Source organism: Streptomyces sp. NPDC002690 (assembly GCF_053592415.1).
Map to the genome: position 1 here is coordinate 1 of NZ_JBSFVR010000011.1, position 18,974 is coordinate 18,974.

The window sequence follows — 18,974 nt, forward strand, 5'->3', positions numbered from 1 at the left end:
GCCGCCGCCCCCACGCGGCGGCGCACGCCGATACGCCTTCGAGTGCGCGGAATCGGCAGAGACCGACCTGGGCGGGCCGGGCCCGCCGGAAGTCCCGGGGCGGCTGCCGGCCGCGCCGCGAAAGATCAGGGGGATGCATGTCGATCACCGCACCGATCGCCGTCCTCGCCGAAATGGCGCCCGAGAAACCACCGGACTGGGAACTCTCGGTGATCTCCTTCGGCCAGAGACTCGGCGACGCGCTCGGCATCCCGCTGCACCTCACCACCATGGACCCGGACACCGCGTTCGGCGTGGTCGTCCTCCCGCTGCTCGTGGTGGCCCTCGTGGTGGCCACCCAGGCCGGTGAGATCGTGCGCGCCCTCGGTTCCCGCGACTTCTGGCGGGACGGCACCCGGCTGATGGCGGTACTCCAGTTCGCCCTGCTGCTGCTCGCCTACGCCTTCTCGGTCGGCCCCCGGTCCGACTCCTTCGCCGAGGCGGCCGGGCACGTCCTCTCCGGCCAGCTGCCGGACATCCTGCCGCCGGCCATCGCCACCCAATGGGCGCTGCTCACCGCTCTGTGGATCCTGTTCGGCGTGCTCACCGGCATCGGCAGGTACGCCCTGTCGGTGCCCTTCGAAACAGCCGGGAGCATGGCCGGGATCGCGGTGCTGCTGATCTGTTTCACCGCCGCGTGGATGGCCCCGCCCCTCGGTGACGGCCTCCTCGGCCACGCTCCCTCGGCGGTCGCGGTGATCGTCGTGATCCTGCTCTACGGGTACCTCAGCGCGGTCAACCGCGAGCGCGCCCTGTCCAGCCCCGCCGCACTCACCCGGCGGGCGGAGGCGTTCGAGGACGCCGCGCGCCGGAGCCCGAACGACGCCGTGATCGCCGCCTTCCGCGCCGATGCCCGGCAGCGGCGGGCGCGTCCCCCGAGGCCCGGTGGCCCGTGGGCACCCGAACCGTCGATGGTGCTCCGGCTCTCCGTGGTGTGGGCGGTGATGTTCGGGGTGCCCGCGGCGGTGATCACCTGGGTGTACAGCACGGGGCGATTCGATCCGCCCGACTTCGGCGCCGTCGTCCGCGTCGAACTCCTCGTCCTCGGAATCCTGCAACTGGTGCTGCTGTTCTCGTTCCGCCGGAGCCTGGACGACCGCGCCGGGGTGTCCCCGGTCGTACCCCGGCTGATCGACCTGAGCCTGATCCTGTCGGCCGGACTGCTGGCCGCGACGGAGGCGGCCCGCACCCCGGCGGCGCTCGGCGTCGCCCCCGCCTGGCTGCTGATGGCGGTGCCCGCACTGGTGGTGGCCGGACTCGTCTTCGTCCTCGGTGTGCTGCCGCACCGGCTCAGCACCCCCCGGTGGGGTACGGCCGTGGGGGCCGCCATGGCCGCGGCCGTCCTCGTGCTGCCGCTGAAGGCCGGGCTGGAACTGGTCCTCACCCCGGTGATCCGGATGCTGGCGCCCTGAACGGCCGTCACCTCCGGGCGGCAGCGGCTCCCGGCGTCCGGGCGGCAGCGGACGCGGCACGGACCGACAATCGGTACCGGACCACCGGATCACCGGACCACCGGACCACCGGACCACCCGGACCTCCGGGGCAGCCCCGCCCCGGACCCCGCGCCCACCGAGGAGAGCCGACCATGGCGACGCCACCCGCCGCATGGCTGACCGTGCAGACCACGACCGACAGCGAGGAGAAGGCGCAGGCCCTGGCCCGGGGCGCGGTGGAGGCCCGGCTCGCCGCCTGTGCGCAGATCTCGGCGCCCGTCACTTCCGTCTACCACTGGCACAACGCCGTGGAGACCGCCGAGGAGTGGCAGGTGCTCTTCAAGACGAGGACCGAGCGCTACGACGAACTGGAGGAACACCTGCGCGCCGCGCACGACTACGACACCCCCGAGATCATCGCCACCCCGATCGTCCGGGGCAGCGCCCGCTACCTCGCCTGGGTGACCGACCAGACGTCCTCGGCGGTGGAGCTGTGACGGCCACCGAGGAGCCGCCCGGCCCCGTCCGCATACCCGAGTCGGTACCCGTACCCGGCCCGGGACCCGTACCCGAGTCGGTACCCGGCTCCGGGGCGGTCCGCGCCGAAGGGCCGCTGCCCTTCTTCGTCTACGGCACCCTGCGGCCCGGCGAGCACAACCACGACCGGTACGTCCGGGGCCTCGACGTCCTGGAACGGCCGGCGCTGCTGCACGGCGGGGCGCTCTTCGACGGCCCCGGGTATCCGTTCGCCACCGACGGGGACGGCACGGTCCACGGAACGCTGCTCACCGCCGCGCCCGAGGAGTACGCCGGACTGCTCACCGCCCTGGACCGGCTGGAGACGTACCTGGGACCCGAAGACCCCCGCAACCTCTACGAACGGGTCGCCCGGGACGTCGAGGTGCCCGGCTCCGGGACCGTCCGCGCCTGGGCCTACCTCGCCGCCTCCGCCGTCTCGCGCACCCTGCGCGCGAGTGGCCCGCGCATCCCGGGCGGCGACTGGCTCGCCCACCGCCCGCCCCGGACCACCCCGGAACCGCGCACGCCGTGAGCGTGCCGCGTACGCACCGGGGCGAGGAGCACGCGGTGCGTGCGGGGTCGCGTGGGGCTGTGCGGGGAACATGAAGGACTGTTGAGGGTGAGGCAGTACCCATGACCCGCCGGTGAAAGGCTCCCCATGCATCGACTCGTCGCACAGCTCTGGCGGCTCATACGCGGTCCCCTCCAGTGGCGGGTCCTGTGGCTCGCGCACGCCAAGTTCAACGTGGGCGTCACCGGGGTCGTCCGGAACGACGCCGGTCAAGTCCTGCTGCTGAAGCACCGGTTGTGGGCCGCGCAACACCCCTGGGGGCTGCCGACCGGCTTCGCGGTCAAGGGCGAGGAGTTCCCGCTCACGGTGGTCCGCGAGGTGAAGGAGGAGACCGGGCTCGACGTGGAGCCGGGCCGCCTGGTGCGGTTGAAGAGCGGCTACCGGCTTCGCCTCGAAGTGGCCTACGAGGCACGGCTCGTAGGCGGAACCCTGAAGATCGACGACTTCGAGATCCTGGAAGCGAGGTGGTTCGACGTGGACGCGCTTCCCGCCGCCATGCAGGAGTCCCACCGGGAGCTCATCCGGGGCGCGGGCGGCGACGCGCTCTGAGGCCGTGGGGCGGGGTGGTCGGGTGTCTCACTCCCGGGCCTCGGCCGCGTTCCAGTTCCGCCACGCGTGGACCGTGCTGGGCGCATCGGGGTGTTCGAGGGCCCAGAGCACGTACCCGGCGTGCTGCCGCGCCCAAGGGGTGTCCGAACCGGAGACGACTTTCAGTCTGGCGCGCAGCTCCGCACTGTCCACGGCCCGGGCGACACGGACGTACTCGCTGTCCTTGCAACGGTACGGCCTGCGGACGACGACCTCCACGAGGTCGGTGAGCTTCGACCTGACCGTTTCGTCATGGCCGGCGACCGCCAAGTCCCGCAGGAGGGACTGCTTCGTGCCCCAGTCCTTGGCGTGCCGGGTCCAGTCCTTGGGATACCTGGCCTCCCAGTCGAGGAAGAGCAGCGCGTAGGGCAGCCCCGGCCACGCCCTGATGTCGCCGGACGGGCGGTGCCACACCGCGTGGGGCAGGGTGTGGCTCGCGGCTTCGTCGTACGCCCCCTGCGCCCGCAGGCGGGCCCGCTGCCGCCATGGCATCCATCGCCCGAACCGTGCCGTCGAGCGCCACGTCGCGTACATCCGGTCGCGGGCCTTGTCCGTAGCTCTCCGGGCGTCGGCGCACAGGGCTGTCGCCGCGCTCCGTTCGCCGGGATCGTCGGCTGTCAATCCGAATGTCCAGCCCAACCGCTCTTCCCAGCTGCGCTTTTCGGCATCGTCGGCATCTCCGGCATCAGGCGGTGTCATGGGGGAGATCTTCCCCCGGGCGCGGGCCGGCTCGTCCCCCTGCCCTCACAGGGAATCCTCAGTCAACCAAAATGTTGGCGAGATCGCTGGGAATATTGTCAACAATCCCGTAGCGTGCGTCCCGCTTCGGCCCCGAGGTCGAAGTTCCGACGAAGTGCCCTGTGCGCGAACGCACTTGGCGCTCGACGAGGGGAGACCCCATGCAGCGGATCTCGGCGCCCAACGGGTGCGAAGCGCCCGAACACTCCACCGTCGTACCGGAGATTCGGGGCCTCGCGCCCCGTAAGCACCTCCTGAGGGGCCTCGCGGTCGCGGGCTCGCTCGCCCTCACGGCTCTCGCCGTACCGTCCTCCTTCGCGGCGACCGGCGGCGGCGCCCCGGCCCAGGCCCCGAAGCGGGCCCACGCCGTGGACGCGGAGGACGCCGCCCTGGCCTTCGACTCCGCCGCCTACACCACGATCACGGTCACCGTCGACGGCCTGCCGGTGAACGTGCGTTGGTACAAGGAGATCTGCTACGTCGCCAAGCCCGTGGAAGCGGCGGCACAGCAGACCGGCGGCTTCGGGAACACCACGATCTCCAACACCGCCTGCGGCTACCAGGCCATGAACGTGTTCGTCCCCGAGAGCGCCTTCGGCAACCAGCGTGCGCCGATCTACTTCGCCGTGAACAACAGCGGCTGGATGGCCAGTTACATCAAGGCGAGCGTCACCGGCGGCGCCTCCTACAACAGCGCGACGAGCAACGTCGGTGCCGCGCTGAAGGCCGGGTACGTCTTCGTCGACGTCGCCAACCGCAGCCGCGGGCTGCTCGGCGCCGACGGTACGGCCCCCGGCAAGGCGCCCGCCGCGGTGGTCGACGCCAAGGCGGCCGTGCGCTACCTGCGCCTCAACGACGCCGCCATGCCCGGCAGCGCCGAGCGCATCGTCATCAACGGCACCAGCGGCGGTGGCGCGTTGGTGTCGATCCTGGGTGCCTCCGGCAACAGCGCCGAGTACGACCCCTACCTCGCCGGGATCGGCGCCGCCGGCATCGACGCGAAGGGCCGCAGCACGCTGCGCGACGACGTCTTCGCCGTCAACGCGTACTGCCCGATCACCGACCTGGGCAACGCCGACAAGGCGTACGAGTGGCTGTACAACATCCTCGACACCCGCGCGGACGCCGGTCAGAACCCGTCCCCCGAGGACGCCGCCGCGATCGCCGCCCAGTTCCCCGCGTACGAGAAGAGCCTCGGGCTCCGCAACCCGGACGGCTCGAAGCTCACCGCCGCGAACATGATCGAAACCATCAGGAAGGAGCTCGTGCGCTCCGCCGAGACCTACCTGAAGGCCGATCCGGCGAACACGATTCCCGCCCTCGGCGCCACCTTCGACCTCCAGTCCGGCGGCGGGTTCCCCGGAGGTACGCCCACCACCAAGTCGTACGTCAACGACTGGATCGACGTCGACACCGCCACCCGCAGGGTGCGCTCGGTCGACATGAAGAAGTACCTGGCGTTCGTCGTCGCCCAGGCCACGCTGAAGACGACCCCCGCCTTCGACGCCGTGGGCGTCAACGGCAACACCACCAGCGGCACGGAGACCAACCTCTTCGGCCCGGCGGACCAGAAGTACATGAACTACACCGAGTACAGCTGGGACCACAACGACGTCCCCGGTGACGGCAGCGGGACCGACGACACCGGCCTGACCTGGGCCCAGTACACCGCCAAGCGCTCCACCACCGTGGACGACCAGATCCACCTCATCGACCCGATGGACTTCATCGGCACCGGCGCCGACACCGCCGCCAACTGGTACGTCCGCGCCGGCACCCGCGACCGGGACACCGCTTTCACCGTCTCGCTCAACCTCGACCGGGCGCTCGAAGCGGACAAGCAGGTCGAGGACGTCGACTACCGGCTCGCCTGGAACCAGCCGCACGCCGGGAACTACGACGTGCCCGAGGCCATGGCCTGGATCGCCAAGGTCGTCCGCAAGGCCGGGGACCCGCTGAACGCCGGGCGCCGCTGAGGCCGCCTCCGGGCGTTCGTCAGGGCGCCGGGGCTTCGGGGGCACTTCGGAGTACCGGTACTCCGAAGTGCCCCCGGTGCCGCTCGCACCGGACGCCTTCGGACGAGCGCTTGACCTGTACCGAGGTCCAGGGCCGAGGCTTGCGGCATGAGCGAAGCAGATGAACTGTTCGGCATCACGGAGGTCTCGGCGCGGACCGGTCTTGCGCCGGACACCTTGCGGTACTTCGAACGGCACAGGATCGTGCCGTCTCCCCGGCGCGACAGCGCTGGGCACCGCCAGTACACGAACGCCGACGTCGAGCTGATCCGCATGCTGGTCCACCTCCGTGGGACGGGCATGCCACTGGCCGACATCGCGCAGTTCACGGGCGCCGACGACAAGGCCGCGGATCCGGCCGGACTCCGACTGGAGTTGCTCACGGCGCACCGCCGCCGCGTCCAGGAGCGCCGCGAGGAACTGGACCGCGCGCTCGACGTGATCAACCGGAAGATCGGGGACTACGGCGACCGGTCCACGAGCACCCCGGAACTCCTCGACCGGCCGGACTGCGCGATCGCCTTCAGCGTCCGGGGCGAGGGACCGCCGCTGTTCCTCGTCGGCGCACCGGTCGGGCGAGGAGGCTTCGCGGCACTGGCGGACGAACTCGCGGACAGCTTCAGTGTCGTCACCCATGATCCGCGCGGCATCGGGGCCAGCCGCGCGGTGCCGGGGATGGCGGCGCCCACGCCCGAAGTCCTCGCGGAGGACCTCGCCGCACTCGTCGACAGGTTCACCGGCGGGCCCGCGCTGTTCTTCGGTGCCAGTGGCGGCGCCGTGACCTTGCTGGCGCTGGCCGAACGGCACCCCCACCTCGTCCGCCGAGCCGTCCTGCACGAGCCTCCGCTCGTGTCCCTGCTGAACGACGACGACCTTGCCGGCCGGGCCGCAGCAGCCTTCGCCACGGCCGAAGGTGATCCTCAACGGGCGGTGCAGGAGTTCTTCGACCTGACCGGTGCGGCCCACCGCACGAGCCCGGACCAGAAGCCTCCCGCGCACATGGCACTACCCGGGCTGCCCGCCGAAGAACTCGACAAGAACCGGTACTTCCTGGGGCACATGGCAGGCCCGTCGGTCTTCCACGCGCCCGACATCGAGGCCGTCCGCCGCGCTCCGGTGGTTCTGTGCGCCGGCTCCCTGAGCCATCACCAGATGGCACGCCGGGCCACCCAGGCGCTCGCGCTGCTGCTGGGGCTGCCTCTGATCGACATGCCCGGAAACCACATGGGACCGAGCGCCGAACCGACGGAGTTCGCCCGCGCCCTCGCGCCACTGCTCGAACCGTGAACACCCCACTCCGGACACGTGGATCAGGCCGTGGCCCTCAGTCGCCGGACAACCCCCAGAAGGCGATCACGGCGTCCGTTCCCTCCGCGTCCTTCAGGGGCCTGCACCATGCGGACCAGCGCGGCATGTCCCACAGGCCATCCGTGCCGGGGTGCCCTGCGGCGTAGTGTTCCTGGGCTCGTGCGAAGTCTTCCCGGGTCGGCTCGGCGGTGCCGAAGAGCTCCACGGATTCCTCGTCCGACAGCGGGCGCACGGTGTGGTAATCGTCGTACGCGTCGGTGTCGATCAACTCCCACACATCGATGATCGTGTGAGTTCCCTCGCTGCCGAAGTCCTCGTCCTCCCAGAGGTCGTCAAGGTCGTCGAGCGAGGTGAACGTCCCTCCTGCGGGCCGCAGATCGTCCCAGTCGGTTCCATGGACGAAGAGCTTCTCGAACTCGCTCTGCCGCAAGGCGGCCAAGGTCCCCGCGACACCTCCGGCACAGGGCTCGATGTACTCCCACGCTGACGCGCCCACCTCAGATCCTCCCCCTTCCCCCGGCCCAGCGGCCACCGGTACGGACTCTATCCGTCGACTTCCGTGACGAGGGGGGACGTTGGTGCCGAGAGCCGAGGCCCCCACCGGATACCGCACGGTGGGGGCCTCGGCCGAAACGGGTCGAGAGGCTTGTCAGATGGCGCTGAACTCTCCGGTTTTGACGCCTGCCACGAATGCGGTGAACGAGGTGGCGGAGATGCCGAGGACCGGGCCGCTCGTGTCCTTGGAGTCACGGACGGGGACCGTGCCGTGCGTGGTTGCGAGGTTCATGGCGACCTCGACGCACTGGCCGCCGTTGGCACTGTAGGAGGACTTGAACCAGTGGAGGGATTCGGTTGTCACGAGGTGCCCTTTCGTACCTGACTGAATCATGGCCACGGATTCCGCCTGTGACAGCGCTTCGGCCGCGAGCTGATGGTAGGCCGTGAGGAGCGGCCCGACGAAGCGCATATCGCGCTCCAACTGCCCGGAATGCGCGGACTCCGCGTAGGCCACGTGCGACCTGTCGGACAGGGTGACCAGCGTGACGGGTGTGTAGAACGAACGGCGTTCGCCCAGCTCGAAGGTGGCCACCTGTACGACCGTATTGGGCAGGTCCGCGAGCGCACTCAGATGGTCGAGCTGTTCCGCCATCACCGCCGGGTCGCCAACGCGTTGTCGGATACAGCTCTCGTCAAGGACTGCGTAGATCTGAGGGGGTGGCGTGCGGGCAAGTGACCGTTGGCGTCGAGTCAGGAGCGCGAGCCTCTCTTCTGCCTGAAGCTCGGTGATCGCGCCGCGTCGTACCGCCCCGCCAGTGATGGCAGCCGCGTATCCCGGGGTTTGGAACAAGCCTGGAATGACGCCCATCTCGAAGAGACGAATCTCTGTGGCCTGACTCTCGTACACCACGAACTCCGGGAACCCGTCGAGGATCGCGCTGTTCCGGGTCGCCGCACCCTGTCGGGTCAGTGCATCGCCCGTACCCAGGGCGCGGTCCGTACTTGCAGTGAACTTGGCGGTTGGAGTTCGCGCACCAGTTTCGACCCCGGAAATATGCGAAGCGGAATAGCCCGTGCGGGCGGACAACTCGTCCTGTGTCCAGCCGCGTTCCTCGCGCAACCTGCGCAGACGTTCACCGAAGGCGGCTCGGGGGCTTGCCCCGGGGTCTAACGCTTTGCGATTCGCCACTCTTCATCGATCTTTCGTTCAGTCTTGTGGAGGTTGAAGGCGTTTTAAGCGTAGGTCACCCTGAGGGCTCTTGGTAGCGAAACGACTACAGAGAGGAGTGGTCCATGTCTGAGCCCGACGCCGGTACTTCGGGGGACCTGGGCACCGATCGGCCGCTTCCGGTCCCTGGTGCACTCATGGTGGACACCAGCCGTGAGAATCGTGTCGGGGAGTTCCGAGGGGTCGCCGGGCCGTACTGGGCCATAAGGCCCGTCGGCGGAGGGATCGAGTGGGAAGCCGTCCCCGAGCGCGTACGGCCGGCGAGCCCGGCAGAGCGGCTGCGTGCGGAGAACGCGCGGTGCAACGCCCGGAGTCGGGGCGATGTGCTGTGAATGCGAACCCCGACGACGTCACCCCCGACGGCGTCACCCCCACCGAGGTGCGACGGGCGCCCGCCTCCGTTCCAGTCCCCGTCTTCGCCTCCGCCGGCTGCTCGGTCTGCCGGGACTTCGACTGGGCCGAAACGGACGCCGAGCGGACGGGCGACCTGAGCGCCGCGACCGACTGGCGGGTCCTGCGCAGACGTCATCAGGCGGCCGAACACGAGGAGGCGGCAGCCGGTAGCCCCTCGGCGACTCCCGTACCGCACCAACCGGCTGAGGACCGACGAACCGAGGGAGACGCTCCCGTGCGCCTCGCCCCGCGAGGAAGTGCACCGTGATCCAGTGCACCGCCGTCGCCCTGCTACCGGCCTCCCCGCGTGCTGTCCGCAGGGACGACGGCCCGGCGGAAGAACGGCCCATCCGATGCGTACTCGGAGAACAGCACCCGGACGAGCACGCGTACCTGCTGTGGGACGACGACCGGCTCGGCGGCGGGGTGTGGGTGCGCTGGGGGGCCGACCGCATGTACCGGGTCGTACTGCTCCGATGCACCTACGCCGACGAACTGCTCGGTCCCTGCGGGTTGTTCGCCGACCACGCGGCGGGACACTCCTGGGAGGTCGTGTGCCCGGCCGACGAGGAACCCCGTACCCGGCCCCGGGGACAGGCATACCGGCCTCGCGGCAAGCACCGCAGCGCGGAGGATTAGGTAGCGAGGAGGGTGGCACGGCCGGGGCCGAAGAGGTCCGTCACCTCATCCGCCGGGCGCCCACGGTCCAGAAGGCCGCGAACCCCGTCCACATGATCGCGAAGGCCCAGAGCACGGGATGTCCGCCGAACAGCGCCATGGAACCGAGCCAGCCGATCCCGAAGGCCACGAACAGCAGGCCGAAGTTGGGGAAGGCGAAGAGTGCTGAGAGCCGCCCGCTCGCTACCGCCCACGCGCCCAGCGCGAGGGCCAGACAGCCTGCCGCCAGCCACGGATGGGCCCCGCTCTCCGAGGGAGGCGGATAGGAGTGGGAGCGGCCGAGTACCACCAGGCCTACGACGTTGTCCCGCCAGAGCCTGACCTCGGCGGGATCGCCCGTGGTGATCTCGTCGTACGTCTCCTCATCCACTCCCAGCCAGTCGGTGTGGCCCGGCCGTTCGACCTCGATGTCGTAGTACGTGGTGCACGTGGTGACTCCGGCGTCCGAACCGTCGGTGGTGCACTCCTCGCCGGTCCGGCGGTCGATCGCCGAACCCGCCTCGCGCCGCACACACTCGTCGCCGCCCTTGCCGCCACCGTCGTTCGCGCTCTCCGGCCCGCTCCCCACTGCGCAGAGTGGCGCGTCCCGGTACTCCATCGTCGCCGTGTACCCGTCGGCGACCTGCAGGCCGCAGAGCAGGGCTCCCCACCCGGCCGCGAGGGCGATCAACCCCCGTAGCCAGAGGGGCAGCAGTCCACCTCGCCCGTTCCGCCCGACCCCCGTTGTCCTCACCCTGCGGTGATTCCCTCCGGGCGGAGCCGCCATCCGCCGGAGTCTGTTCCCGTACGGTCACAGACCTTGCTACAGGGGGCGGAGAACGGGATCGATCTCCGCCAGACTCTCGTGCAGCCGACGGGCACCCCGGACAACACGATCGTCGGGGTCGGCCGACATCTCCTCGCAGAGCCGTAGGGCTCTGTCCAGGTCGTCCGAGAAGATGCCGAAGACGGCGAGGATCGCGTCGTGGATGTGGTCGGCGTGGTGGTCGTCGGCGACTGCCAGTGCGGACGCGACCATCGCCAGTCCCACCCTGTCCTTCCGCCGGAGCAAGCCCTCGGCGGTCCGCCGGGTGACGAAGGTGTCACCCGGATCGAGCAGGAGGCCCCGCAGCGGCTCCACGCTCTCCGGTATCTCGGCGAACCCTGCCAGGCCGTGACCGGCATCCGCACGGTCACGCCAGTCATCGCTTCGCCCGAGTTCGCCTAGTGTCACGACGACCGCACGCCGTAGCTCGCTGTCCATTGGTTCGCCCAACCTCTTCCATGGAGCGACGCGCGGTCAGGCGGGTCGACGGGTTCTACATGCGTGGTCGTCGTTCGCGGGCGTCATATCCAGAAGCGGGACCGCTTCAACGGTCCCTCAACTCCCGGGGACCCGGCCCGCCAGCGCGTCCGCGACCCCGGTCTCCTTGTGGCCCAGGAAGTGCGGGTCGGGCCGGAGGAGCGCGTCCAGGGCCGCCTTGCCGGCCGCGAAGACCTCCCGCGTACCGCCGTAGAGCCAGGTGACGTCGTGCGGTTCGTCGACGCCGACCCCGTACGCGTCGATCCCGGCGGCCCGGCAGAGGGCGACGGCCCGCCGGATGTGGAATCCCTGGCTCACCAGGATCGCGCGGTCCACCCCGAAGATCTTCTTCGCCCGGACGCAGGAGTCCCAGGTGTCGAAGCCCGCGTAGTCGCTGACGATCCGCGCGCCGGGCACCCCGTGCGCGGTGAGGTACGCCCGCATCGCGTCCGGCTCGTCGTACTCCTCACGGCTGTTGTCGCCGGTCACCAGGAGGGCCCTCACCTTGCCGGTCCGGTACAACTCGGCCGCCGCGTCCAGTCGGTGGGCGAGGTACGGGGTCGGCTTCCCGTCCCACAGTCCGGCGCCGAACACCACGGCCACGTCCTCGTGCGGCGCGTCGGCCGTGGTCCGCACGTGCGCCTGGGCCGTCGCGTACATCCACGTCATCGGCGCCAGCGCCATGGCACAGGCCACCATCAGCCCCTGGAGTGCGCGCCGTTGACCGCGCCGGGTGCGCGGGACCAGCTCCGCCCACCGGCGTGGCCGCAGTGCTGCTCCCAGGGCCCTCGGCAGTCTCGGTCGTCGCATGGAAACCTCCGTCGGTGCGGCGGCGCACGGCGCTCGTGCTGCCCTCCCCTCCTGAGGGGACGAACGAACGTGCCCGGGGGTTCTGCGTCCGGGGACGCATTCCGCACGCGGAACCGTCCGAACGCATTCGGCCCTTTCGACGAGACGAGCGGACGGTGGGACCGGGAGCGAGGAATTGGGAAGCGGAAGCGGGAAGCGGTACGACCGGATCGGCCGGGAAGTGGAGAAGGTCCGCTGATACCTGCGGGGGCACGCGGCGGCGGCCGGCACAAGAAGGACCCGGACGCCGTGGCCCGAGCCCGCCGGCTGGTGCCCGGGTGCGCCCACTCGGTGGCGGTGGTCGACGTGCCGGGCCACGGCGACCGGCCGGGGAACGGGTACCGCGCGAACAGGGACCGGCCCCGTTCGCGGCTCCGGGACCGGCGGAGAAGACCCTGCCCGCTCACCCCGGGACGCACGGGGGGTCCGGTCGGAGACGGACGGCGGGCTGCGGTTCTTCGCCCGGCACCTGGGTCGAACGCATTCCTGGACGACACCTTGATCTTGGGGCGCCCGAGCCTCGCGGAGGCGTCCGGGACGGAAAACGATCCGAGTGATCGGCTGAATCACCTGTGTCCCCCCGGGACTCGTGATCGCTACGGTGTTCGGGCGAGCCGGGGGGAGAAGAAGTGGAAGTGAACGCGACAGGGGTGGGCGGCGCTGAGGTTCCCCTCGCGCCCGGTGGAGTGCCGGTGGTCGGTCATCTGCTCAAACTGGCCCGGGGACGGGCGGTGTTCCTGCAAGGGCTGCGGGGATGCGGTGACGTGGTGGAGATGAGGCTGGGGCGGCGTTCGTTCTACGTGCTGAACGCCCCCGAAGCCATCCACGACGTGCTGGTGGCACAGAGCGGGAAGTTCAGCAAGGGCACACTCTTCGACCGGGTCCGGCCGTTCATGGGCAACGGATTGGCGTCGTCCGACGGGCCCTTCCACCTCCGGCAGCGGCGCGCCATGCAGCCGGCGTTCCACCGGGAGCGGGTCGCCCGGTACGCGGAGACGTTCGTCGAGGTCGCAGGAGCGCGGGTGGGCGGCTGGACGACGGGGCGGGAGGTGGCCATGGAGCGGGAGATGCGCGAGCTGGCCGTCGCGATGCTGGTGCCGACGCTCTTCCCGTTCGCCGAGGGGTCGCGTACCGGGCGGGCCATCGAGGATCTGGGCGCACGCGTCAGCGGTGACCTCGGCGTTCTCGTGCGGGGCGTGCTCCGGGCCACCATTCTGCCCCCGGCGCTGGCCGTCCTGCCGACCCCCGGGCGGCGGAGGTTCCTGGCCTCGGCGGCGGCACTGCGCACGCTCGCCGAGTCGGCCGTACGGCAGGCCCGCAGCAGCCCGGAGAGCCACGGCGTCCTCGCGCTCATGCTCGCGCACGAGGGTGGCATGTCGGACGAGGAGGCGTGCGACGAAATGCTCACCTTCCTCGTCGCCGGTGTGGAGACCACGGCCACCTCCCTGTCCTGGGCCCTGCACGTGCTCGCCCGCAACCCGGACATGGCCGACCGGATGAACGCCGAAGCGCGGGCCGCCGAGCCGGGCGCCGTCACCCCCGCCGCCCTGCCGTACACCGCACGGTTCGTCCAGGAGGTGCTGCGCCTGTATCAGCCCCTGTGGTTCATGGGGCGGCGTGCCCTGGAGCCCGTGCGCGTCGGGCGGTACGAGATCCCGCGCGGGGCCGAGGTGGTCTACAGCGCCGCGACGCTCCACCGCGACCCCGCCTGCTTCCCCGACCCCCGGCGCTTCGATCCCGACCGGTGGTTGACCCGGCCGGAGAAGAGCCTGCCGCGCGCCTCCTTCCTGCCCTTCGGCGCCGGTAACAGGAAGTGCATCGGTGACGGTTTCGCCTGGGCCGAGATGCTCGCCGTACTCTCCGCCGTCACCAAGCGCTGGCATCTGCACCCCGCCGCGGGGCACAGGGTCCGGGCGGTGGCGGACGCTCAGATCCACCCCGATGCCCTTCCGATGTCCGTCACTCCGCGAGAACCGAGCTGACCAGGAGAGTCGATGCTGGAGTTCCACCTGGGCGAGATCGACCTGTTCGGCACCGCGCGGGCGCGGGACGCTCAGCTGCGGGGGCTGACCCGGTTCCGCCCGGACACCGAGCCCGAGCCGCTGGACAAGGCGGAGTTGCTGGAGATCGAGAGCGAGTGCCGCCGGGGCCGGCTCGCGTTGCTCGACGCCACCGACGAGGCGTACCGAAGCTGTGCGCAGGGGCGTGCCTTCGCCGCGTGGCTGGGCGCGGCCCGACCGGTGGAGCTGATCTGCACGCGCAAGGGCGACACGTCAGTGGAGGATGTGCATCGGTACATCGTCCGGGACGCCGTGCAGTGGCTCACCCTGTGGCTCGCCGGTTATCGCCAAGATCCGCTGTGGCACGCGATCGCCAAAGCCGTGGCGTTGATGGCGGTCCTGGACGACGTCGTCGTAACGCCGCAGGACGTGACAGGCGGCGTGCACCGGATCGGGGACGAGAGCCTGGGAGAGGTGCTGGACCGGGTGAAGTCGCTCGGCGGCGACCGGGACGCGCGGTGGCTCGCCCACGCCCACCAGGAGACGCTGTTCAGCGCGCGTGTCCAGTTCTACGAGAAGTGGTCCACCGCCGGGCCGGGCATGGCGCCGCCGGGACACCTCGACGCCATCCAGGCGTACGTCCGTGAGCCGGACGTCCTGCGGGCGAGCATCGTGCGGACCTACGCGGCCGAGACCCTGCCCGTCCTGCACCTGATCGCCTACTACTTCCGCCTCTCCTTCGACGACTGCGACTGGGCGGCCTTCGTCTCCGCCGGGGTGGCCCAGACCCTCGGCATGGACATCTCCAAGGACCAGTACGGCGTCGGCGTGAAGGAACCGACCAACTTCGGTGTCCGCCCCGACCGGGGTGAGCGGGAGAATGCGCACCACCGCATCCGCCTGCACGGTACGTTCCTGCGTTTGACCGCCCACTTCCACGACGTCACCGACTTCCCCGGCACCGTCTACGACCGCTACTCCCGTGTCTCCCTCTCCTACGCCAGGCTCGTGGACCGCTACATCGAACGCCGCGACATGACCCGCCTGCCCATGAACGACAGCCTGTCCGCCGTCGTGGACGAAGTCCTCAACGGTCGCTGACCGCGGTCGGTCGCGGGCCTGTCCGGCACGGCCTCACCCCTTGGGCACCCACGGGGCCGGCAGCGGCTCCGGCCCGTCCAGGGCGTGGCGGACCTTCTCCTTCAGGGACTTCGCCGGGGCCTCCTGCTCCCGCAGCATGTGGACGAGGCGCGCGGTGGACACGCGGATGTGGCACGCCCGGTGGTTCTGGTGGACGTGGACCAGCCAGGAGTCGTCGGAGGTGAGGAAGGCGCTGCGCCCCGGAGTGTCGCCCGGCCGGGCGTGACGGGCCAGGATGCCCGGCACGTAGTGGAGCGCCGCGTCCTCGGCCACGGCCCGTGCGCGCGCCTCGTCGCCGTCGACGGGGTGACTGGCCACCAGCGTCCAGCGGTGCAGCCGCAGTTCGACGCCGTCTGCTCGCCGGGTCTCGCGGGTGTCCTCCTCGATCAGGACGTACCACCGATCAGTCATGAGGGTTCCCCTTGTCTCTCGTTCGCCGGTCACCACAGAGTGGTCGAGCGGGCGTCGCAGGCCGTCGCTTCGAACTCCGACAGAGGGACGAGGCGGACGAGTGCCTCACCGTCCTTCGAGTAGTCCTCGTACAGGACCCGGCCGGGGCGGAGCCGGTCACGGTCGGCCGTGGTGAAGTCGACGGATCGGGCCGACCACGAAACGTCGTCGGTCCAGCCGACGAGGCGGTAGGCCGTCGCGTCGGCGAGCGGCTCGGGAGACTGGGCCGTGGTCCACCCAGGGGTGGGGGAGTCGAGGGACCACGTGGTGAGTCCGGCCTGGAGGGGCCGGTCCGGTGCCCACTCGCCGATCCTCGTGCTCTCTTGATCGTCCTCCCTGATGAGCCCCGCGCTGGTGATGTCGTGGCCGCAGACCATGATGACGCCGAGCAGCCCGCCGTCGGCCGTCACGGAGATCCCGGTGACGCCGTCGAAGGACGCGCCGCACCCGGAGGTCGTGGCCAGGGTCAGCCCGACGGCCAGGGCGCGGGCCGCGCGCCGGAACCCCGGCCGTGAGTAAGTCGATCGCACGTCGTCCCCCGTCCGGGGACCATGCGTGAGGAGCCCCCATGCGGCGGATGGTAGGCCGGTCGGAGCCGGGTGGGTGGTGCCTCCGCCCTTCCGTTGTGCCCTCGTTGTGGATCTGTGGCCACGAGTCCCCCGGGCCCCGGCGCGGGAGGTTCGCCGCGTCACGACTCTTGACGGGTACACGAGGACGGGCCAAGAATGATCACGCACTGCGGTATGACAACGTTGTCTACGTCGGAAGAGGCGTTCTTTCCATGAGATGGACCCACGTGATTCGCGGCGCGGGGACGGTGGCCGCGACGGCCGCGCTCCTCGGCGGAGCCGTCGCCGCACCGGCCGTGGCCGATGGCGCCAAGCACGGTCAGGACAGGCTCACCGATCTCGTCAACCCGTTCATCGGGTCCGAGAACGAGGGCAACACCTACCCGGGTGCGGCCGTGCCGTTCGGCATGGTGCAGTTCTCGCCCGACACCGGCCACAACACCGGGTACGACTACTCCCAGAACCACATCCGGGGCTTCTCCACCGTGCACATCTCCGGTGTGGGCTGTGGCCTCGGCGGTGACCTCCCGGTGCTCCCTACGACCGGTGACATCACGTCCACCGACAACGCCGTCTACGCCGCCGAGTTCAGCCACGACGACGAGAAGGCCGCTCCCGGCACGTACCAGGTCGGCCTGAAGTCCGGCATCAAGGCGGAGCTGAGCGCCACCGCCCGTACGGGCGTGCAGCGTTACACCTTCCCGGCCACCGACAAGGCCAACGTCCTCATCAACGCGGGCCAGTCGCTGCACAAGACGGTGAGCACCAAGGTCGAGATCCTCGACAACCGCACCGTGCGCACGGCCATCACCGGCAGTGGCTTCTGCCAGGACACCAAGCCGTACACGGTGTACACGATCACCCGCTTCGACCGCCCCTTCAAGGTCTCGGGCACCTGGAAGGGCGACGTCGTCACCGAGGGCTCCAAGTCCTCCACCGCCGCCGGCGAGCGCAACGGCGCCTTCCTGCGGTTCGACACCACCAAGGACCGCACCGTCGAGGCGACGACCGCGATCTCCTACGTGGACGCCAAGGGTGCGGCCCTCAACCTCCGCTCCGAGGGCGGCCGTTCCTACGACCACGTGGCCAAGGCCGCGCAGGCCGCGTGGGAGGACCGCCTCGACGACGTCAAGGCGCAGGGCGGCAGCGAGACCGTCCGCCGGACCTTCTACTCGTCGCTGTACCGCTCGTTCCTCGCGCCCAACCTGGGCAGCGACGTGGACGGCCGCTACACCGGCTGGGACCAGGAGATCCACAAGGCCAAGGGCTTCACGTACTACCAGAACTGGTCGCTCTGGGACACCTACCGCACCCAGGCCCAGCTGCTGTCGCTGCTCGCCCCCCGCGAGTCCCGCGACATGGCGATCTCCGTCATCAAGATCGACGAGGAGAGCGGCTGGCTCCCCAAGTGGGGTTACGGCACGGTCGAGACGAACATCATGACCGGTGACCCGGTCACCCCGTTCCTCACCAACGCCTACCAGCAGGGCCTCCTCAAGGGGTACGAGGAGCAGGCGTACAAGGCGCTGAAGAAGAACGCCGACGGCGTCCCCGCCGCCGACTCCGCTCCCGTGGGCCGCGAGGCCAACAAGGAGTACCTCGCGAACGGCTTCGCCCCGTACATCGAGAACCGCGCGCACGTGAAGCCCGGCGACTCGGACTACGACCACGGTGCCTCCGCGACGCTGGAGTACGCGCTCTCCGACGCGATGCTCGGCCAGATGGCCAAGGACCTCGGCCACAAGGCCGACGCCGCGCGCTACACCGAGCGGGCCCAGAACTACCGCAAGATCTTCGACAGTTCGACCGGATTCTTCCGCGCCCGTGACGCCTCCGGCGCCTTCACCGGCCCGGTCGACCCGGCGCAGAGCGTGGGCTTCCACGAGGGCACCTCGTGGCAGTACCAGTGGCTGGTCCCCCAGGACCTGCCCGGCATGGTCGGCCTGATCGGCGGCACCCAGGCCGCCAACGCCCGCCTGGACTCCTTCTTCGCCTACGACCAGCTGGTCCAGGACCCGGCGAAGACCGCCCGTGAGACCTGGGTCAACGGCCCGTACGCGTACTACAACGCGGACAAGTACAACCCGCAGAACGAGCCCGACCTGATCGCCCCGTACACCTACCTCTCGACCGGCCAGCCCTGGAAGACGACCGACGTGGTGCACGCCGCGCTCACCCTCTTCACGGACGCCCCGACCGGTATGACGGGCAACGACGACCTCGGCACGATGTCCGCCTGGAACGTCCTCTCCTCCATCGGCATCTTCCCGGTCCAGCCGGGCACCGACACCTGGGGCCTCTCCACCCCGCTCTTCGAGCGGGTGGACCTGACCCTGGACAAGCGCTACTACCCGAACGGCAAGCTCACCGTGAAGGCTCCGGGCACCTCGGAGTCGGTGCGCTACATCCAGTCCGCCAAGGCCGACGGCCGCTCGTACGACAAGACCTACCTGACCACGGACGACATCCGTGACACCCGCGAGCTGACCTACAAGGTCGGCACGGCGCCCTCCACGTGGGGCACCTCGGTGAACGCGGCTCCGCCCGCCCTGAAGTGACGCGCTGACCAGCACGCACTCGGTTCCCACCGACAGGAGGACCCGCCCCTCACCGGGGGCGGGTCCTTCGCGTTCCGCGACGCGGACGCGCGCCCGGGATGCCGGTGCCGGTACGTGC

At 70.4% G+C, this 18,974-nt stretch carries 20 protein-coding genes; 12 read left to right on the forward strand and 8 right to left on the reverse strand.

Features of this window, described 5'->3' with window-relative positions:
- Positions 1–137: 137 nt before the first annotated feature.
- From ACWD3D_RS02965 to ACWD3D_RS02980, 4 genes are all read left to right on the forward strand, one after another.
- Positions 138–1,451 (forward strand): hypothetical protein, encoded by a 1,314-nt coding sequence (locus tag ACWD3D_RS02965; RefSeq protein ID WP_451459150.1) that lies wholly within the window; start codon positions 138–140, stop codon positions 1,449–1,451.
- Positions 1,452–1,624: 173 nt separating this feature from the next.
- Positions 1,625–1,969: a divalent-cation tolerance protein CutA gene (gene cutA / locus ACWD3D_RS02970; protein WP_451459151.1), complete on the forward strand. Its 345-nt coding sequence runs from the start codon at positions 1,625–1,627 to the stop codon at positions 1,967–1,969.
- Positions 1,970–2,085: 116 nt separating this feature from the next.
- A complete protein-coding gene (locus ACWD3D_RS02975) occupies positions 2,086–2,523 on the forward strand; it encodes a gamma-glutamylcyclotransferase family protein (protein WP_451459196.1) in 438 nt (145 codons plus the stop codon).
- Between the two features lie 126 nt (positions 2,524–2,649).
- Entirely contained in the window at positions 2,650–3,111 is a 462-nt protein-coding gene (locus ACWD3D_RS02980; RefSeq protein WP_451459152.1) for an NUDIX domain-containing protein, read from the forward strand.
- A 27-nt stretch (positions 3,112–3,138) separates the two neighbouring features.
- Here ACWD3D_RS02980 and ACWD3D_RS02985 read toward each other — a convergent pair whose 3' ends face one another.
- Positions 3,139–3,771, reverse strand: coding sequence for a hypothetical protein (locus tag ACWD3D_RS02985; RefSeq protein WP_451459153.1), 633 nt, complete (start codon positions 3,769–3,771; stop codon positions 3,139–3,141).
- Positions 3,772–4,049: 278 nt separating this feature from the next.
- Between ACWD3D_RS02985 and ACWD3D_RS02990 the strand changes: the two genes are divergently transcribed.
- Together ACWD3D_RS02990 and ACWD3D_RS02995 are read left to right on the forward strand one after the other, a co-directional pair.
- Complete coding sequence (locus tag ACWD3D_RS02990; RefSeq protein WP_451459154.1) at positions 4,050–5,864, forward strand: subtype B tannase; 1,815 nt, start codon at positions 4,050–4,052, stop codon at positions 5,862–5,864.
- 147 nt (positions 5,865–6,011) lie between these two features.
- Complete coding sequence (locus ACWD3D_RS02995; RefSeq protein ID WP_451459155.1) at positions 6,012–7,190, forward strand: alpha/beta fold hydrolase; 1,179 nt, start codon at positions 6,012–6,014, stop codon at positions 7,188–7,190.
- 37 nt (positions 7,191–7,227) lie between these two features.
- Here ACWD3D_RS02995 and ACWD3D_RS03000 read toward each other — a convergent pair whose 3' ends face one another.
- Both ACWD3D_RS03000 and ACWD3D_RS03005 read right to left on the reverse strand, forming a co-directional pair.
- The gene (locus tag ACWD3D_RS03000) at positions 7,228–7,707 is read right to left on the reverse strand and encodes a hypothetical protein (RefSeq protein WP_451459156.1); all 480 of its coding nucleotides are present in this window, start codon (positions 7,705–7,707) and stop codon (positions 7,228–7,230) included.
- 153 nt (positions 7,708–7,860) lie between these two features.
- Positions 7,861–8,829: a Scr1 family TA system antitoxin-like transcriptional regulator gene (locus tag ACWD3D_RS03005; protein WP_451459157.1), complete on the reverse strand. Its 969-nt coding sequence runs from the start codon at positions 8,827–8,829 to the stop codon at positions 7,861–7,863.
- Between the two features lie 173 nt (positions 8,830–9,002).
- On the opposite strand from ACWD3D_RS03005, the gene ACWD3D_RS03010 reads away from it, so the two are divergent.
- From ACWD3D_RS03010 to ACWD3D_RS03020, 3 genes are read left to right on the forward strand one after another with little or no spacing between them, the layout of a single operon-like run.
- Positions 9,003–9,269 (forward strand): hypothetical protein, encoded by a 267-nt coding sequence (locus ACWD3D_RS03010; RefSeq protein WP_451459158.1) that lies wholly within the window; start codon positions 9,003–9,005, stop codon positions 9,267–9,269.
- Positions 9,266–9,598 (forward strand): hypothetical protein, encoded by a 333-nt coding sequence (locus ACWD3D_RS03015; RefSeq protein WP_451459159.1) that lies wholly within the window; start codon positions 9,266–9,268, stop codon positions 9,596–9,598. The genes ACWD3D_RS03010 and ACWD3D_RS03015 overlap by 4 nt, the downstream gene beginning before the upstream one ends.
- A complete protein-coding gene (locus tag ACWD3D_RS03020) occupies positions 9,595–9,969 on the forward strand; it encodes a hypothetical protein (RefSeq protein WP_451459160.1) in 375 nt (124 codons plus the stop codon). Before ACWD3D_RS03015 ends, ACWD3D_RS03020 begins: the two co-directional genes overlap by 4 nt.
- Before the next feature lie 40 nt (positions 9,970–10,009).
- On the opposite strand, the gene ACWD3D_RS03025 is transcribed toward ACWD3D_RS03020, so the two are convergent.
- The 3 genes from ACWD3D_RS03025 to ACWD3D_RS03035 all read right to left on the reverse strand — a co-directional run bounded on the left by ACWD3D_RS03025 (position 10,010) and on the right by ACWD3D_RS03035 (position 12,100).
- Positions 10,010–10,678: a hypothetical protein gene (locus ACWD3D_RS03025; protein ID WP_451459161.1), complete on the reverse strand. Its 669-nt coding sequence runs from the start codon at positions 10,676–10,678 to the stop codon at positions 10,010–10,012.
- A 132-nt stretch (positions 10,679–10,810) separates the two neighbouring features.
- Positions 10,811–11,251 carry a hypothetical protein gene (locus tag ACWD3D_RS03030; RefSeq protein ID WP_451459162.1) on the reverse strand — a complete coding sequence of 147 codons (441 nt, stop codon included), beginning with the start codon at positions 11,249–11,251 and terminating at the stop codon, positions 10,811–10,813.
- 117 nt (positions 11,252–11,368) lie between these two features.
- Positions 11,369–12,100: a SanA/YdcF family protein gene (locus ACWD3D_RS03035; protein ID WP_451459163.1), complete on the reverse strand. Its 732-nt coding sequence runs from the start codon at positions 12,098–12,100 to the stop codon at positions 11,369–11,371.
- 674 nt (positions 12,101–12,774) lie between these two features.
- On the opposite strand from ACWD3D_RS03035, the gene ACWD3D_RS03040 reads away from it, so the two are divergent.
- Together ACWD3D_RS03040 and ACWD3D_RS03045 are read left to right on the forward strand one after the other, a co-directional pair.
- The gene (locus ACWD3D_RS03040; protein ID WP_451459164.1) at positions 12,775–14,121 is read left to right on the forward strand and encodes a cytochrome P450; all 1,347 of its coding nucleotides are present in this window, start codon (positions 12,775–12,777) and stop codon (positions 14,119–14,121) included.
- A 12-nt stretch (positions 14,122–14,133) separates the two neighbouring features.
- Complete coding sequence (locus ACWD3D_RS03045; RefSeq protein WP_451459165.1) at positions 14,134–15,240, forward strand: hypothetical protein; 1,107 nt, start codon at positions 14,134–14,136, stop codon at positions 15,238–15,240.
- A gap of 33 nt (positions 15,241–15,273) precedes the next feature.
- Here the strand turns inward: ACWD3D_RS03045 and ACWD3D_RS03050 are convergent, their stop codons facing one another.
- Together ACWD3D_RS03050 and ACWD3D_RS03055 are read right to left on the reverse strand one after the other, a co-directional pair.
- Positions 15,274–15,690 carry a hypothetical protein gene (locus ACWD3D_RS03050; RefSeq protein ID WP_451459166.1) on the reverse strand — a complete coding sequence of 139 codons (417 nt, stop codon included), beginning with the start codon at positions 15,688–15,690 and terminating at the stop codon, positions 15,274–15,276.
- 29 nt (positions 15,691–15,719) lie between these two features.
- Positions 15,720–16,259, reverse strand: a complete 540-nt coding sequence (locus ACWD3D_RS03055; protein ID WP_451459167.1) for a hypothetical protein — start codon at positions 16,257–16,259, stop codon at positions 15,720–15,722.
- 251 nt (positions 16,260–16,510) lie between these two features.
- On the opposite strand from ACWD3D_RS03055, the gene ACWD3D_RS03060 reads away from it, so the two are divergent.
- Complete coding sequence (locus tag ACWD3D_RS03060) at positions 16,511–18,856, forward strand: GH92 family glycosyl hydrolase (RefSeq protein WP_451459168.1); 2,346 nt, start codon at positions 16,511–16,513, stop codon at positions 18,854–18,856.
- Positions 18,857–18,974 lie beyond the last annotated feature (118 nt).

Coding starts and splice junctions, on each gene's coding strand:
- ACWD3D_RS03010 (WP_451459158.1), top strand. CDS start 9,003: ATGTCTGAGCCCGACGCCGGTACTTCGGGGGACCTGGGCACCGATCGG.
- ACWD3D_RS02990 (WP_451459154.1), top strand. CDS start 4,050: ATGCAGCGGATCTCGGCGCCCAACGGGTGCGAAGCGCCCGAACACTCC.
- ACWD3D_RS03030 (WP_451459162.1), bottom strand. CDS start 11,251: ATGGACAGCGAGCTACGGCGTGCGGTCGTCGTGACACTAGGCGAACTC.
- cutA (WP_451459151.1), top strand. CDS start 1,625: ATGGCGACGCCACCCGCCGCATGGCTGACCGTGCAGACCACGACCGAC.
- ACWD3D_RS02980 (WP_451459152.1), top strand. CDS start 2,650: ATGCATCGACTCGTCGCACAGCTCTGGCGGCTCATACGCGGTCCCCTC.
- ACWD3D_RS03045 (WP_451459165.1), top strand. CDS start 14,134: ATGCTGGAGTTCCACCTGGGCGAGATCGACCTGTTCGGCACCGCGCGG.
- ACWD3D_RS03050 (WP_451459166.1), bottom strand. CDS start 15,690: ATGACTGATCGGTGGTACGTCCTGATCGAGGAGGACACCCGCGAGACC.
- ACWD3D_RS03060 (WP_451459168.1), top strand. CDS start 16,511: ATGAGATGGACCCACGTGATTCGCGGCGCGGGGACGGTGGCCGCGACG.
- ACWD3D_RS02995 (WP_451459155.1), top strand. CDS start 6,012: ATGAGCGAAGCAGATGAACTGTTCGGCATCACGGAGGTCTCGGCGCGG.
- ACWD3D_RS03035 (WP_451459163.1), bottom strand. CDS start 12,100: ATGCGACGACCGAGACTGCCGAGGGCCCTGGGAGCAGCACTGCGGCCA.
- ACWD3D_RS02965 (WP_451459150.1), top strand. CDS start 138: ATGTCGATCACCGCACCGATCGCCGTCCTCGCCGAAATGGCGCCCGAG.